15 protein-coding genes are annotated in these 13,215 nt (G+C 54.2%); 9 read left to right on the forward strand and 6 right to left on the reverse strand.

What is annotated here, in order from left to right; genetic code table 11:
* The 9 genes from napC to OGY35_RS02930 all read left to right on the forward strand — a co-directional run bounded on the left by napC (position 1) and on the right by OGY35_RS02930 (position 7,172).
* A complete protein-coding gene (gene napC / locus OGY35_RS02890) occupies positions 1-603 on the forward strand; it encodes a cytochrome c-type protein NapC (RefSeq protein ID WP_178824476.1) in 603 nt (200 codons plus the stop codon).
* A gap of 23 nt (positions 604-626) precedes the next feature.
* Positions 627-1,247, forward strand: coding sequence for a cytochrome c biogenesis heme-transporting ATPase CcmA (ccmA, locus tag OGY35_RS02895; protein WP_286631363.1), 621 nt, complete (start codon positions 627-629; stop codon positions 1,245-1,247).
* Positions 1,244-1,903, forward strand: a complete 660-nt coding sequence (gene ccmB / locus OGY35_RS02900) for a heme exporter protein CcmB (RefSeq protein ID WP_042317911.1) — start codon at positions 1,244-1,246, stop codon at positions 1,901-1,903. Before ccmA ends, ccmB begins: the two co-directional genes overlap by 4 nt.
* Positions 1,904-2,206: 303 nt before the next feature.
* The gene (locus OGY35_RS02905; RefSeq protein ID WP_152403481.1) at positions 2,207-2,944 is read left to right on the forward strand and encodes a heme ABC transporter permease; all 738 of its coding nucleotides are present in this window, start codon (positions 2,207-2,209) and stop codon (positions 2,942-2,944) included.
* On the forward strand, positions 2,941-3,153 hold the full coding sequence (ccmD, locus tag OGY35_RS02910; RefSeq protein WP_286631364.1) for a heme exporter protein CcmD: 213 nt from the start codon (positions 2,941-2,943) through the stop codon (positions 3,151-3,153). Before OGY35_RS02905 ends, ccmD begins: the two co-directional genes overlap by 4 nt.
* Positions 3,150-3,629, forward strand: a complete 480-nt coding sequence (ccmE, locus tag OGY35_RS02915; RefSeq protein ID WP_152403485.1) for a cytochrome c maturation protein CcmE — start codon at positions 3,150-3,152, stop codon at positions 3,627-3,629. Before ccmD ends, ccmE begins: the two co-directional genes overlap by 4 nt.
* Positions 3,626-5,569 (forward strand): heme lyase CcmF/NrfE family subunit, encoded by a 1,944-nt coding sequence (locus tag OGY35_RS02920; protein ID WP_286631365.1) that lies wholly within the window; start codon positions 3,626-3,628, stop codon positions 5,567-5,569. The genes ccmE and OGY35_RS02920 overlap by 4 nt, the downstream gene beginning before the upstream one ends.
* Positions 5,566-6,123 carry a thiol:disulfide interchange protein DsbE gene (gene dsbE, locus OGY35_RS02925; RefSeq protein ID WP_152403490.1) on the forward strand — a complete coding sequence of 186 codons (558 nt, stop codon included), beginning with the start codon at positions 5,566-5,568 and terminating at the stop codon, positions 6,121-6,123. Before OGY35_RS02920 ends, dsbE begins: the two co-directional genes overlap by 4 nt.
* Positions 6,120-7,172 carry a cytochrome c-type biogenesis protein CcmH gene (locus tag OGY35_RS02930; RefSeq protein WP_286631366.1) on the forward strand — a complete coding sequence of 351 codons (1,053 nt, stop codon included), beginning with the start codon at positions 6,120-6,122 and terminating at the stop codon, positions 7,170-7,172. Before dsbE ends, OGY35_RS02930 begins: the two co-directional genes overlap by 4 nt.
* 41 nt (positions 7,173-7,213) lie before the next feature.
* On the opposite strand, the gene narP is transcribed toward OGY35_RS02930, so the two are convergent.
* The 6 genes from narP to fdxH all read right to left on the reverse strand — a co-directional run bounded on the left by narP (position 7,214) and on the right by fdxH (position 13,209).
* Positions 7,214-7,861 (reverse strand): nitrate/nitrite response regulator protein NarP, encoded by a 648-nt coding sequence (gene narP / locus OGY35_RS02935; protein ID WP_286631367.1) that lies wholly within the window; start codon positions 7,859-7,861, stop codon positions 7,214-7,216.
* Between the two features lie 175 nt (positions 7,862-8,036).
* The gene (locus OGY35_RS02940) at positions 8,037-9,581 is read right to left on the reverse strand and encodes a DUF6056 family protein (RefSeq protein WP_286631368.1); all 1,545 of its coding nucleotides are present in this window, start codon (positions 9,579-9,581) and stop codon (positions 8,037-8,039) included.
* Entirely contained in the window at positions 9,581-10,528 is a 948-nt protein-coding gene (locus tag OGY35_RS02945) for a glycosyltransferase family 2 protein (RefSeq protein WP_178823699.1), read from the reverse strand. The genes OGY35_RS02940 and OGY35_RS02945 overlap by 1 nt, the downstream gene beginning before the upstream one ends.
* Entirely contained in the window at positions 10,525-10,887 is a 363-nt protein-coding gene (locus OGY35_RS02950) for a GtrA family protein (protein WP_286631369.1), read from the reverse strand. Before OGY35_RS02950 ends, OGY35_RS02945 begins: the two co-directional genes overlap by 4 nt.
* A 794-nt stretch (positions 10,888-11,681) precedes the next feature.
* Positions 11,682-12,332: a formate dehydrogenase-N subunit gamma gene (gene fdnI / locus OGY35_RS02955; protein WP_178823693.1), complete on the reverse strand. Its 651-nt coding sequence runs from the start codon at positions 12,330-12,332 to the stop codon at positions 11,682-11,684.
* Positions 12,325-13,209: a formate dehydrogenase subunit beta gene (gene fdxH / locus OGY35_RS02960; protein ID WP_152403506.1), complete on the reverse strand. Its 885-nt coding sequence runs from the start codon at positions 13,207-13,209 to the stop codon at positions 12,325-12,327. Before fdxH ends, fdnI begins: the two co-directional genes overlap by 8 nt.
* Positions 13,210-13,215 lie beyond the last annotated feature (6 nt).

Here is a 13,215-nt window from a genome sequence, read left to right on the forward strand (position 1 = left end):
ATGGAAAATTCTAACCGTAAACCAGGCCGGATTAAGCGCCTCTGGCAATGGTGGCGTCGCCCCAGTCGCCTGGCGCTGGGTACGCTGCTGTTAATCGGGTTCGTCGGCGGGATTATTTTCTGGGGGGGATTTAACACCGGGATGGAAAAAGCCAACACCGAAGAGTTCTGCATTAGCTGCCACGAAATGCGCAACACGGTGTATCAGGAATACATGGAAACCGTGCACTACAACAACCGTAGCGGTGTACGCGCGACCTGTCCTGACTGCCACGTACCGCACGAGTTTGTGCCGAAAATGATCCGTAAGATCAAAGCCAGCAAAGAGTTATATGCCAAAGCGTTGGGGCTTATCGATACACCGCAGAAGTTCGAAGCGCATCGTCTGACGATGGCGCAGAATGAATGGCGAAGAATGAAAGATAACAATTCTCAGGAGTGTCGTAACTGTCACAACTTTGAATTCATGGACTTAACGGCCCAGAAGAGTGTCGCCGCGAAAATGCACGATCAGGCGGTGAAAGACGGGCAAACCTGTATTGATTGCCATAAAGGGATTGCGCATAAGCTTCCCGATATGCGCGACGTCAAACCGGGCTTCTGACGGGGTGGTAATGAGTGGGTAGTATGCTTGAAGCCAGAAAGCTCCTCTGCGAGCGGGATGAACGAGTCCTGTTTAGCGATTTGTCGTTCCAGGTCAACGCAGGGGAGTGGATACAAGTTACCGGCGGCAATGGCGCGGGGAAAACCACCCTGTTGCGATTGCTGACGGGACTCTCTCGCCCTGATGCCGGGGAGGTATGCTGGCAAGCACAACCGCTGCATCGTGTACGGGACAGCTACCATCAAAATTTGTTGTGGATTGGACATCAGCCGGGGATCAAAACCCGGCTGACGGCGTTGGAGAACCTGCGTTTTTTCCACCAGGACGGTGACAGCGCAAAATGTCTCGCGGCGCTGGCGCAGGCTGGCCTCGCCGGATACGAAGATATCCCTGTCAATCAGCTCTCTGCCGGACAGCAGCGCCGGGTGGCGTTAGCGCGTCTCTGGCTGACTCGCGCCACGCTCTGGATCCTCGACGAACCCTTTACCGCCATTGATGTGAACGGCGTAGAACGCCTGACGCAGCGGATGGCGCAGCATACCGAAGAGGGGGGGATTGTCATCCTCACCACCCACCAGCCGTTGAACGTCGCCACGGACCGCATTCGCCGGATTGCGCTGACTCACGAGAGGGGCGGGCAATGATGTGGCGTATCTTTCGTCTCGAACTGCGCGTGGCTTTTCGCCATAGCGCGGAAATTGCCAATCCGCTGTGGTTCTTTCTGATTGTCATTACGCTGTTCCCGCTGAGTATTGGCCCGGAACCGCAGCTGCTGGCGCGCATTGCGCCGGGCATTATCTGGGTCGCTGCGCTGCTGGCTTCGCTGCTGGCGCTGGAGCGACTGTTTCGCGATGACCTGCAGGACGGCAGTCTTGAGCAACTGATGCTGCTGCCGATCCCGTTACCGATGGTGGTGCTGGCAAAAGTTATGGCCCACTGGATGGTCACCGGTTTGCCGCTGTTGATCCTCTCTCCGCTGGTGGCGCTGCTGCTGGGGATGGACATCTACGGCTGGAAAATTATGGCGCTGACCTTGCTGCTGGGGACGCCGACGCTGAGCTTTCTCGGCGCACCCGGGGTGGGCTTAACGGTTGGGCTAAAGCGCGGCGGCGTGTTGCTGAGCGTACTGGTGCTGCCGTTGACTATCCCGTTGTTGATTTTTGCTACCGCCGCGATGGATGCGGCATCCATGCATCTTCCTGTGGATGGATACATGGCGATTTTAGGCGCGTTACTGGCGGGTAGCGCGACGTTGAGTCCTTTTGCGACGGCGGCAGCGTTACGCATTAGTTTGCAGTAATGCGTTGCCTGATGGCGCTGCGCTTATCAGGCCTACAGGGACAGAGTATGCAGTATGTAGGCCGGATAAGGCGTCAGCCGCTCTCCACCTGTTGCCTGATGGCACAGCGCTTATCAGGCCTACAGGGACAGAGTGTGCAGTATGTAGGCCGGATAAGGCGTCAGCCGCTCTCCACCTGTTGCCTGATGGCACAGCGCTTATCAGGCCTACAGGGACAGAGTATGCAGTATGTAGGCCGGATAAGGCGTTAGCCGCCATCCGGCATGACGGTAACTTCATTCGTTTGAGTCTGGTGACGGAATTATGTGGAAAACACTTCATCAACTGGCTATGCCCCCACGGCTGTATCAGCTTTGTGGCTATTTCGTGCCGTGGCTGGCCGTCGCCAGCGTACTGGTTCTGGCTACGGGTTGGATCTGGGGATTCGGTTTTGCACCCGCGGATTACCAGCAGGGGCAGAGCTACCGCATTATTTATCTGCATGTCCCGGCAGCAATCTGGTCAATGGGGATTTATGCCTCGATGGCGGTGGCGGCGTTTATCGGCCTGGTCTGGCAGATGAAAATGGCGAACCTGGCGCTGGCCGCGATGGCGCCGATTGGTGCGGTGTTTACGTTTATTGCGCTGGTTACCGGCTCTGCCTGGGGCAAACCGATGTGGGGCACCTGGTGGGTATGGGATGCGCGGCTGACTTCGGAACTGGTGCTGCTGTTTCTCTACGTTGGCGCTATTGCCCTGTGGCATGCCTTTGACGACCGTAAAATGGCAGGGCGCGCAGCAGGGATCCTGGTGCTGATTGGCGTGGTGAACCTGCCGATCATTCACTATTCGGTGGAGTGGTGGAACACGCTGCATCAGGGCTCGACCCGCATGCAGCAAAGCATTGACCCGGCTATGCGTACGCCGCTGCGGTTGGCGATTATCGGCTACCTGCTGCTGTTCATCACGCTGTCGCTGATGCGCATGCGTAACCTGATTCTGATGATGGAAAAACGTCGCCCGTGGGTGAGTGAACTGATTTTAAAAAGGGGCCGCCAATGACCACTGCATTTGCATCCTGGAGTGAATTTTTTGCGATGGGCGGTTACGCCTTTTACGTCTGGCTGGCCGTGGTGCTGAGCATCATCCCGCTGGCGGTACTGGTTATTCATACCGTGACGCAGCATCGCGCCATCTTGCGTGATGTTTCCCGACAACGGGCGCGTGAAGCCCGCCTGCGTGCGGCGCAGACAGAACGGGAGGCGGCGTGAATATTCGACGTAAGAACCGTTTATGGATTGCCTGCGGCGTACTCGTCGGATTAGCGCTGACGATTACGCTGGTGCTTTACGCGCTGCGCGCCAACATCGACCTGTTCTATACGCCAGGTGAGATTATCTACGGTAAACGCGAGACGCAGCAGATGCCGGAAGTGGGCCAGCGGCTGCGGGTGGGCGGCATGGTTATGCCCGGCAGCGTGAAGCGCGATCCGAACTCGCTGAAGGTGAATTTCAGCATCTATGACGCCGAAGGCGTGGTGGATGTCACCTACGAAGGCATCCTGCCGGACCTGTTCCGTGAAGGGCAGGGCGTGGTGGTGCAGGGGGAACTCGGCGAGAAAAATCACATCCTCGCGAAAGAAGTTCTCGCCAAGCATGATGAGAATTACACGCCGCCGGAAGTCGAAAAAGCGATGCAGGAAAACCATCGTCGCCCGGCAAGCGTCAATAAGGATAAGACATCATGATGCCTGAAATTGGCAATGCGCTGTTATGCCTGGCTCTCGGCGTTGCGTTGTTACTCTCAGTCTATCCGCTATGGGGCGTGGCACGCGGCGACGCGCGGATGATGGCATCGGCAAGACCCTTCGCCTGGCTGCTGTTCATCCTGGTGATGGGGGCCTTTATGGTGCTGATCAACGCCTTTGTGGTGAATGATTTTACCGTGCTCTATGTCGCCAGTAACTCCAACACGCAACTGCCCGTCTGGTATCGCGTCGCGGCCACCTGGGGCGCGCATGAAGGCTCGCTGCTGCTCTGGGTGTTGCTGATGAGCGGCTGGACGTTTGCCGTCGCGCTGTTTTCTCAGCGGATGCCGCTGGATATCGTCGCCCGCGTGCTCGCGGTGATGGGGATGGTCAGCGTCGGTTTCCTGTTATTCATTCTGTTTACCTCCAACCCCTTTGCCCGCACGCTGCCGGATTTCCCGATTGAAGGGCGCGATCTGAATCCATTGTTGCAGGATCCGGGACTGATCTTCCATCCGCCGCTGCTGTATATGGGCTATGTTGGTTTCTCAGTCGCCTTCGCGTTCGCTATCGCGGCGCTGATGAGCGGTCGTCTGGACAGCACCTTTGCCCGTTTTTCGCGTCCGTGGACGCTGGCCGCGTGGGTTTTTCTGACGCTAGGGATCGTGCTGGGCTCGGCATGGGCTTACTACGAACTCGGCTGGGGCGGCTGGTGGTTCTGGGACCCGGTGGAAAACGCCTCGTTTATGCCGTGGCTGGTGGGCACCGCGCTGATGCACTCGCTGGCGGTCACTGAACAGCGCGGTAGTTTCAAAGCGTGGACGCTGCTGCTCTCCATCTGCGCGTTTTCGCTCTGTCTGTTGGGGACGTTCCTTGTACGCTCGGGCGTGCTGGTATCGGTGCATGCGTTTGCTTCCGACCCGTCCCGCGGGATGTTCATTTTGGCCTTCATGGTGCTGGTGATCGGCGGCTCGCTGCTGCTGTTTGCCACGCGAGGGCATAAGGTCCGCTCCAGGGTGAATAACGCCCTCTGGTCACGCGAATCGTTGCTGCTTGGTAACAACGTGCTGCTGATTGCCGCCATGCTGGTGGTGCTGCTGGGAACACTGCTCCCACTGGTGCATAAGCAGCTCGGGCTGGGGAGTATTTCCATCGGCGAACCGTTCTTTAATACCATGTTTACCTGGCTGATGGCGCCGTTTGCCCTGCTGCTGGGCATTGGCCCGCTGGTCCGCTGGGGACGCGATCGACCGCGTAAATTGCAACGGTTGCTGGTCATCGCGCTGGTCAGCACTTTTGGGCTCTCTCTGCTGCTGCCGTGGCTGTTTGAGAACAAGATTGTCGCCATGACGGTTGTCGGGCTGGCAATGGCCTGCTGGGTGTTTGTGCTGGCGATGGCGGAGCTTGCGCAGCGTATATCGCGTGGCACGAAAATGACGCTTAGCTACTGGGGGATGGTGGCCGGGCACGTCGGCCTGGCGGTGACCATTGTCGGGATCGCCTTCAGCCAGAACTACAGCGTTGAGCGCGATGTTCGCATGAAAGCGGGCGATAGCGTCGATATTCATGAATATCGCTTCACCTTCCGCGACGTGAAAGAGGTCACTGGCCCCAACTATCGCGGTGGCGTGGCAATTATCGGCGTGACCCGTGATGGCAAAGCAGAAGCGACGCTGCACGCCGAAAAACGGTTCTATAACAGCACCAGTTCGATGATGACGGAAGCGGCGATTGACGGCGGGATCACCCGCGATCTGTACGCGGCGCTCGGCGAAGAACTGGATAACGGCGCGTGGGCCGTTCGTCTGTATTACAAACCGTTTATTCGCTGGATCTGGGCGGGTGGAATATTGATGGCGCTGGGTGGGCTGTTGTGTCTGTTTGACCCACGTTATCGCAAACGCGTACAACCGCAAAAATCGGCGTCGGAGGCGGTATGAAGCGCAACGTACTTTTGATTCCCTTTGTGATTTTCCTCGTGATTGCTGCGGCGTTGCTGTGGCAACTGGCGCGCAACGCAGAAGGCGACACGCCGACGAATCTGGAATCGGCACTGATTGGTAAACCGGTGCCGACCTTTCGACTCGAGTCTCTGGAAAACCCCGGTAAGCATTATGAGGCGGACGTGCTGACCCAGGGCAAACCGGTTTTACTTAACGTCTGGGCGACGTGGTGCCCGACCTGTCGCGCTGAGCATCAGTATCTGAACCAGTTGTCGGCACAGGGGATTCGCGTGGTGGGACTGAACTATAAGGACGACCGCCAGAAAGCCATCGTCTGGCTGAAAGAGCTGGGTAATCCCTACGCGCTGAGCCTGTTTGACGGCGACGGCATGCTGGGCCTGGATCTGGGGGTCTATGGCGCGCCGGAAACGTTTCTGATCGACGGTAAAGGCATTATTCGCTATCGCCATGCCGGGGATCTGAACGCCCGCGTCTGGGAGAGTGAAATCAAGCCGCTGTGGGAGAAATACAGCAAGGAGGCCGCGCAATGAGAATTCTGCTGAGTGTGCTGATGCTGCTGCTTTCTGCCAACGCGCTGGCCACCATTGATGTAATGCAGTTTAAGGATGAAGCCCAGGAGCAACAGTTCCGCCAGTTAACCGAACAGCTGCGCTGTCCGAAATGCCAGAACAACAGCATCGCGGATTCCAATTCAATGATTGCGACCGACCTGCGGCAGAAAGTGTATGAACTGATGCAGGAAGGGAAAAGTCAGAAAGAGATAGTCGACTACATGGTGGCGCGCTATGGCAACTTCGTCACCTATGATCCGCCGCTGACACCGCTGACTATTCTGCTGTGGGTGCTCCCGGTAGCGGCAATTGGTGCCGGTGGCTGGATTATCGTTGCCCGCTCGCGTCGACGGGTACGCCTGAAACAGGAGGTGTTCCCGGACGAGATGACGTTAGCGCAGGGCAAACGCGCCGGGCTGGCGGTTTATCTGCCGGGTATTGTGATTGCCGTCATCGTAAGTGCAGTCAGTTATTACCAGACCGGGAGCTATAAGCAGGTGGCAATCTGGCAGCTGGCGACGGCACAAAGCCCGGCCCTGCTGGAGCGCGCGCTGGATCCAAAAGCGCAGCCGCTGGATGAGGAAGAGATGACGCGTCTGGCGCTGGGGCTGCGTACCCGTCTGCAAAGTGATGCGACGAACGTGGAAGGCTGGATCATGCTGGGGCGGATCGGCATGGTGCTCGGCAATGCCAGTACCGCTACCGAGGCATATGCTAACGCCTATCGACTCGATCCGAAGAACAGCGATGCGGCGCTGGGCTATGCTGAAGCGCTAACCCGCTCTTCCGATCCTGATGATAACCGTCGGGGAGGGGAGTTGTTGCGAGAGCTGGTCCGTCGCGATCACGCCAATGTGCGGGTCCTGAGCATGTACGCCTTCAATGCCTACGAGCAGGAACGTTTTGGCGACGCGGTGGCGGCCTGGGAAATGATGCTGAAGATGCTGCCAGCGAACGATACGCGTCGTGCGGTGATTGAGCGCAGTATTGCGCAGGCAATGCAGCACTTATCACCAAAAAGTGAGTAACCACGTGGCCGGACTGAACGCTCCGGCCGCGTGTTGTTGAATTACTGTAGCCCGCGGGTTTGTAAAAACAGAATGGTGGCGGCAACGCGCGAGCGTACGTTGAGCTTGCGCAGCAGGTTGCGGATATGCACCTTCAGGGTTTGTTCGGAGATGTTGAGGACCGAGGCAATCTGCTTGTTGGACAGTCCCTGTGCCAGTTCGTGCAGGACATCCAGCTCACGCTCGGTCAGTATGCTGAACGGATCGTCCTCCTCACCAAACATTTCGCGCTCGCGCAGATAATCACTGACGCGTTCACTGAAAACCTGACCGCCGTTGGCACCCGTGCGAATAGCGTCCAGCAGGACTTCCGGATCGCTGTCTTTTAACAGATAGCCGTCTGCACCAGCGTCAATCAGTGCGTAGATGTCACTGGCCGCATCCGAGACGGTGAGAATGATAATCTGCGCCGTGATCCCATCGCGGCGCAGGGCGTTCAACGTATCCAGACCGCTCAGCCCTTTCATATTCAGATCAAGCAGGATCAAATCCAGATCGAGACGGTTTGCCAGATCAATCGCCGTTGCGCCATCGCCCGCTTCGGCAACCACCTCGAATGTCGGATCCAGTTCCAGTAACTGACGGATACCACGACGCATAAGAGGGTGGTCATCTACTATCAGCACCTGAAAAGGCGTTGCTTCAGGCATAGTTAGCTCCCGATATTTTATTAGAATCATTATTGTTATTCGATCAGGAATCGTCCAGATTCACCGCATCGATAAGAGGGTGAAATATTACCCCAGATTACGCATGGGTAAGAAGTAAAACCTGCCGGGAAAAGGGGGGAAGGGGAGCCTCTCATCGTCATGAGAGGCGATGTGATTAGGGCAGTAGCGCGACGTGAGTCACGTCTTCCTCGGGTATCGCGCTGAAATACCAGTATTCATCGTTGATTTTTGCGACGCTAAAACGCGCAAGCGAGAGCGATATGTCGGACGATGCGGTCTTCACCTGTACAGTGCCGGTTAACGGACGTTTGCTCACCAGCATGAAATCGCTGCGGTTATTGAACCAGGCTGTGGTATCGCCGCTGAGCGCTTGTTGCTTGCCGTTTGCCAACACGGAGTAATCGAAGTTAACCTTTTCCTTTTCCACATTCTCTGCGCCAAAATAACGGCCATAAACCTGCGGATCGTGAAAGAAACCGAAATGACCCCCGCTGTTTTGCATCTTCAAAAAGTGGAAATCAGGCACGGTAAAGTCCTTGTGCCCCTGACTGAGTTGGCTCTTAACGATACTCACACGGACAAAATCTTGCTGATAAACGCGCGTATAAGCGGCATACATTAAGGAGTATGACCAGATGAATACCGCAGCCATCAGGCCCGTAACGGCATAGACGCCATTCATGACCCTGGGACCGGCTACCGTAACGACTTCCCTCGCGAGGAAAGAGAGGGCCAGCAGGAAGAATAAAAATGTCGACAGCATGACCCGGTCGGGATACGACGGGGAGGCCACCATGATAAAAGAGGTCCCCAGTCCCACCAGCAGCATTAATCCGGCCATACCGAGATTGGCACTTTTAATGCGATGTCCCTGTCGTTTCGCCGCGAACAAAAGTATCGCCAGTAAAACCAGCACCACATAAGAAATCCATACCAGCGCCAGGTGGTTAAAGAAGCGCTCACTCAGATGAATAGTGATTCTTTCGACGATCGATTTATTGTACCAGACGGTATGCGCACCCTGGGCGCGAATAAAATTGCCTGGCGAGAAAATCAAAATACTGGCACCCACCAGCGCGGATAAAAAGTAAGCGATCTTATTCGCAATGATGCGTTTCTCTTGCCAGTAATCGTACACAATAGCCAGCAGTGCAAGGCCAACGACAAAAGGCGCGACGCTTTCATTGGAGCAGCCTGCCAGCAGTCCGAGCAACAGCATTCCAACGTGCGTCCGCGCTTCGCGCTGTTGTTGTATGCGGTACAGGTTCCATATCCATGCGGCGACGAACAGATTCGTCCACAGGTAGTTTGCGCTACCAACGATCCAGAAAACCGTTTGTCCAATATTCGGGTTAGCGACCCAAAAGGTCAGAAAAATAAGGGTAAAAATCAATGCATCATGTTTTTTCCATTTCAGCGTGCCCGTAGGGGTTTTCACAATGAAATAGCAGAACGCGACGACGACAAGGCCCGTCATGGTCGAGACAAACCAACGAGACTCGGTGGCGAGTAACAGCGCGCTGACATAATCAGCGACTACGCGCCCGCTCCAGGTCAGGTAGTGATTCAGGTGCGCGTCAAATGAGACGCCGAGCAGGGCATAACGGTAATCATCGGAGTGAATAGGGGTGAACCACTCCAGGACAAATACGGCAAAAAAGGCAATTAAAAGAATGCTTTTATTAACATGCTTTAACATCAGTTATCCTTGTCTGAATCATGACCCATCGTTTTACGTTTTTTCAGGATGTATCGAGGCCGCTGCTTGGTTTCGACATAGATTCGCCCGATATACTCACCCAGTACGCCAATACCAATAAGCTGAACGCCTCCCAGAAACAGGATTGACACAATCAGGGAAGAATAGCCACGCACGGGATTTCCCCACAGAAGCGTATCTATTACCATTCCCGCGCCGTAGGTGAAAGAAACCAGGGCGACCGCGAGACCAATGTAGGTCCAGATACGCAGAGGAAAGGTGGAAAAAGAGGTGATCCCTTCCAGTGCGAGGTTCCACAGCTTCCAGCCGTTAAATTTGCTCTTCCCGGCACAGCGAGTGGCGCGCGCGTAGAGGACGATGTCGGTTTTGCCGCCAACCCAGGATAAAATCCCTTTCATGAACAGATTTCGTTCGGGCATTTGTTTAATGTTGTCCACCACTTCACGACTCATCAGCCGAAAATCGCCGACGTTTTCTTCAATATGCGGTGTACTGATTTTATTGTGCAGCTTGTAGAACCACTCGGCGCTTTTACGCTTCAGGCGACTATCGACAGAGCGATCGGAACGTTTAGCCAGCACAATGTCCGCCCCTTCCTGCCATTTTTTGATCAGGTGAGGAAGGACTTCGACAGGGTCCTGGAGATCGACATCCATCGGAATAACGGCGTCGCCACTGGCATTGTCGAGCCCGGCAAGCAGCGCCGGCTCCTTGCCAAAATTTCGCGTGAACGAAAGCGCGACAACGAGGGGATCGGCAACGGCGAGAGCGTTAATGATGGATTCCGTTGCATCGGTACTGCCATCATTGATGAACACAATTTCGATGTCATGCGCTTTCAGCGCGTCGTATTCGCGCACCGTCTTGTAAAAAAGACCAATGGTTTCTTCTTCGTTGAAGACAGGAACGACCAGTGAAATTTTCATCGTGCGTCCTTGAATACAATGAATCTGGAATAGACAAATCCACAGATAAGGCTAATGGCTGAGAACGCGACCAGCGTCACCAGCGGCGGGAAACCGCACTCTTCTGCCCCCCAGCCCGTCAGGATACTGAGCAGGCCCATAAACCCGACATACAGCAGATAGCGACGTGTTGTAGTCGATTGCTTGAAGGTAAACCGGGCATTGGCATAAAAAGAGAAACTCACAGCAACACTGAACCCCAGGAAATTAGCCAGTGCCTGATGGGTATGAAAAGCGTAGATGCAGATAGCAAAAACTATCCAGTGAATCAATGTGTTGATCACGCCTACGGAAGTGTACTTAATGAAGTGATGCCACATAAGCAGTAAGGTCGGCTGTGCAAAAAACGGGATTGTAACATTATTCCTTCCCCTAACTCGAATCGAATTCAATGCTTATGAGTGCGAATAATCAGAAGCCAGCCCACCAGGGCGGGTTTCCAGGGGAATGTTGGTCAACACGAGAGGATTTGAACCTCCGATCTCCGTCCTGCGACACCCATGATGATGCGCAGCACATATTGAGGGTCGGATATGTGCCGGGAGAGAACGCTGTCAATGAGAGTGTTATCAAAGAGATGAGTCGCTGTAGATTGACGCGAACAATGGAAGTCCGGTTATAGATCTTAAACCTTATACACCGAGTCTTGACAGGGTGGAAAATCCAGTTACGCCATCGTATTTTTCTCACTGGCCTGAATCATTAGAGGCTTCTTCGAATTTTGACTGGTCGTCAATTTTTTAATTGTGATAGCAGTACAACGATGCGCAGAACAATATCATTTCTGATATTCCACTGGATGAGATGATAATAACGAAAGGTGAGGGTATATCTCTCACCTTTAAATACCTTTCAACCAGACAGTGGCACGCGGGGAGCCTGAAAATTGGATCGCTTCGGGCGCTGTATGCGCCACCTTGTCTCTCTTGCGGAATAGCTCGTTCAAGCGATTACTCTTCCTGTTGTCAGGGATACACATCCCGTTGAGAAAAAATGAGAAAAAAATAGCGCCAGAGTAATAACTGACGCTACGGTGTTAATCACATTTTTTCTGCTCAGGGTTGGGCTTACTTTTATCGTTTTGTCGGATATGAGAACCTGAGATTCATGGATGTCATTTGCTTTCTTCTTGTACTTCTCTTTCAGCAGCCTCAACTTCACGATACCAGCGAGGATGATGTTTCTTTGCCCACCGTCGACTGACTTTTCCTTCGATCATGCCGGTGATGGAGCCTTTCACCCAGAACGCCATATACATATGAATCAAAATGGCGTGGATCAGCACGATAGCTGCAGTTGCATGAATCAATAAACTCCAGCGAACGACGACGATGGGGAAATAGTGAGTAAAGTAAGGCCGCCAGATAATGACACCGGTCACCAGTAGTACAAAGATCAGACTCATGATGCTCCAGAACATCATTTTCTGTCCGGCATTATATTTCCCAACATCCGCGACTTTATGTTCATTTCCTTTCAGTACCTCGACAATGCCTTTAATCCAGGGAAGATCCTGTTTATCAGGGATATTGTGATGGACAAAACGGACGAACATAAACATCAGTACGACGAAGATCAGCACGCCGAAGAAGGGATGCAATATCCTTCCCATCTGCGGTGTCCCAAAGGTTTCGGTCAACCATTTCAGGGTAGGGAAGAACAGGGCGATACCGGAAAGCGCGACCAGAAAGAAGCTGATGACGACCGTCCAGTGACAGGCACGATCAATGAACGTCGTTCTCAGGATCATTTTGCTTTTACTCATGGGTGTTTTCCTCATCATCATCTGTCTCTTTGTTGGGCCCAATCCCTACATAGTGGTAAATCAGCCCAGCAAAGGTGGCGATAAATCCGGCAGCAGAGAGCGGTTTGAGGATCCCTTTCCATAAATTCACCGGGGTAGCAATATGCGGATCGTTCGGTAGGTTATGGTAAAGCTCCGGCCGATCGGCATGGTGCAAAACATACATCACATGAGTACCGCCCACCCCTTGCGGGTTGTACACACCCGCGTTGGTGTATCCGCGTTTTTTAAGTTGTGCCACACGGGTTTCCGCTACGTTCAGCATCTCTTTTTTGGTGCCAAACTGGATGGCGCCCGTCGGGCAGGTTTTCACACAGGCGGGTTCCTGGCCGACGCTGATCCTGTCCACACAGAGCGTACATTTGTAGACACGATTATCTTCAGGGTTCAGTCGCGGGACATTAAACGGGCAACCGGCAATACAGTAACCACAACCGATGCAGTGCTCAGACTGGAAATCGACGATGCCGTTGGCGTACTGGATGATTGCGCCTGCAGACGGACAGGCTTTAAGACAGCCCGGATCCGCGCAGTGCATACAGCCATCTTTGCGGATCAACCATTCCAGCTTGTCATTCTGGGTGGTTTCGCTAAAACGCATCACAGTCCAGGATTTAGCGCTGAGATCGGTCGGGTTGTCATATACACCGTTGCAATATCCGACGTCATCGCGGATGTCGTTCCATTCGGAGCAGGCTACCTGACAGCCTTTGCAGCCAATACAGGTCGTGACATCAATGAGTTTTGCCACTTCGGCACGAAAATCCCGGGCATGCGGCGGTGGAGTAAGAGTGTTGGTCGCGGAGCGTTTGATAATATCTTGTGATTGCATAGCCATAAGTTC

The organism is Citrobacter sp. Ct235 (assembly GCF_030332305.1).
Taxonomy (GTDB): domain Bacteria; phylum Pseudomonadota; class Gammaproteobacteria; order Enterobacterales; family Enterobacteriaceae; genus Citrobacter_A; species Citrobacter_A telavivensis.

Bases quoted from the DNA above. Each gene is read 5' to 3' on its own strand.
- napC (WP_178824476.1), top strand. From the start codon at position 1: ATGGAAAATTCTAACCGTAAACCAGGCCGGATTAAGCGCCTCTGGCAA.
- ccmA (WP_286631363.1), top strand. From the start codon at position 627: ATGCTTGAAGCCAGAAAGCTCCTCTGCGAGCGGGATGAACGAGTCCTG.
- ccmB (WP_042317911.1), top strand. From the start codon at position 1,244: ATGATGTGGCGTATCTTTCGTCTCGAACTGCGCGTGGCTTTTCGCCAT.
- OGY35_RS02905 (WP_152403481.1), top strand. From the start codon at position 2,207: ATGTGGAAAACACTTCATCAACTGGCTATGCCCCCACGGCTGTATCAG.
- ccmD (WP_286631364.1), top strand. From the start codon at position 2,941: ATGACCACTGCATTTGCATCCTGGAGTGAATTTTTTGCGATGGGCGGT.
- OGY35_RS02920 (WP_286631365.1), top strand. From the start codon at position 3,626: ATGATGCCTGAAATTGGCAATGCGCTGTTATGCCTGGCTCTCGGCGTT.
- dsbE (WP_152403490.1), top strand. From the start codon at position 5,566: ATGAAGCGCAACGTACTTTTGATTCCCTTTGTGATTTTCCTCGTGATT.
- OGY35_RS02930 (WP_286631366.1), top strand. From the start codon at position 6,120: ATGAGAATTCTGCTGAGTGTGCTGATGCTGCTGCTTTCTGCCAACGCG.
- narP (WP_286631367.1), bottom strand. From the start codon at position 7,861: ATGCCTGAAGCAACGCCTTTTCAGGTGCTGATAGTAGATGACCACCCT.
- OGY35_RS02940 (WP_286631368.1), bottom strand. From the start codon at position 9,581: ATGTTAAAGCATGTTAATAAAAGCATTCTTTTAATTGCCTTTTTTGCC.
- OGY35_RS02945 (WP_178823699.1), bottom strand. From the start codon at position 10,528: ATGAAAATTTCACTGGTCGTTCCTGTCTTCAACGAAGAAGAAACCATT.
- OGY35_RS02950 (WP_286631369.1), bottom strand. From the start codon at position 10,887: ATGTGGCATCACTTCATTAAGTACACTTCCGTAGGCGTGATCAACACA.
- fdnI (WP_178823693.1), bottom strand. From the start codon at position 12,332: ATGAGTAAAAGCAAAATGATCCTGAGAACGACGTTCATTGATCGTGCC.
- fdxH (WP_152403506.1), bottom strand. From the start codon at position 13,209: ATGGCTATGCAATCACAAGATATTATCAAACGCTCCGCGACCAACACT.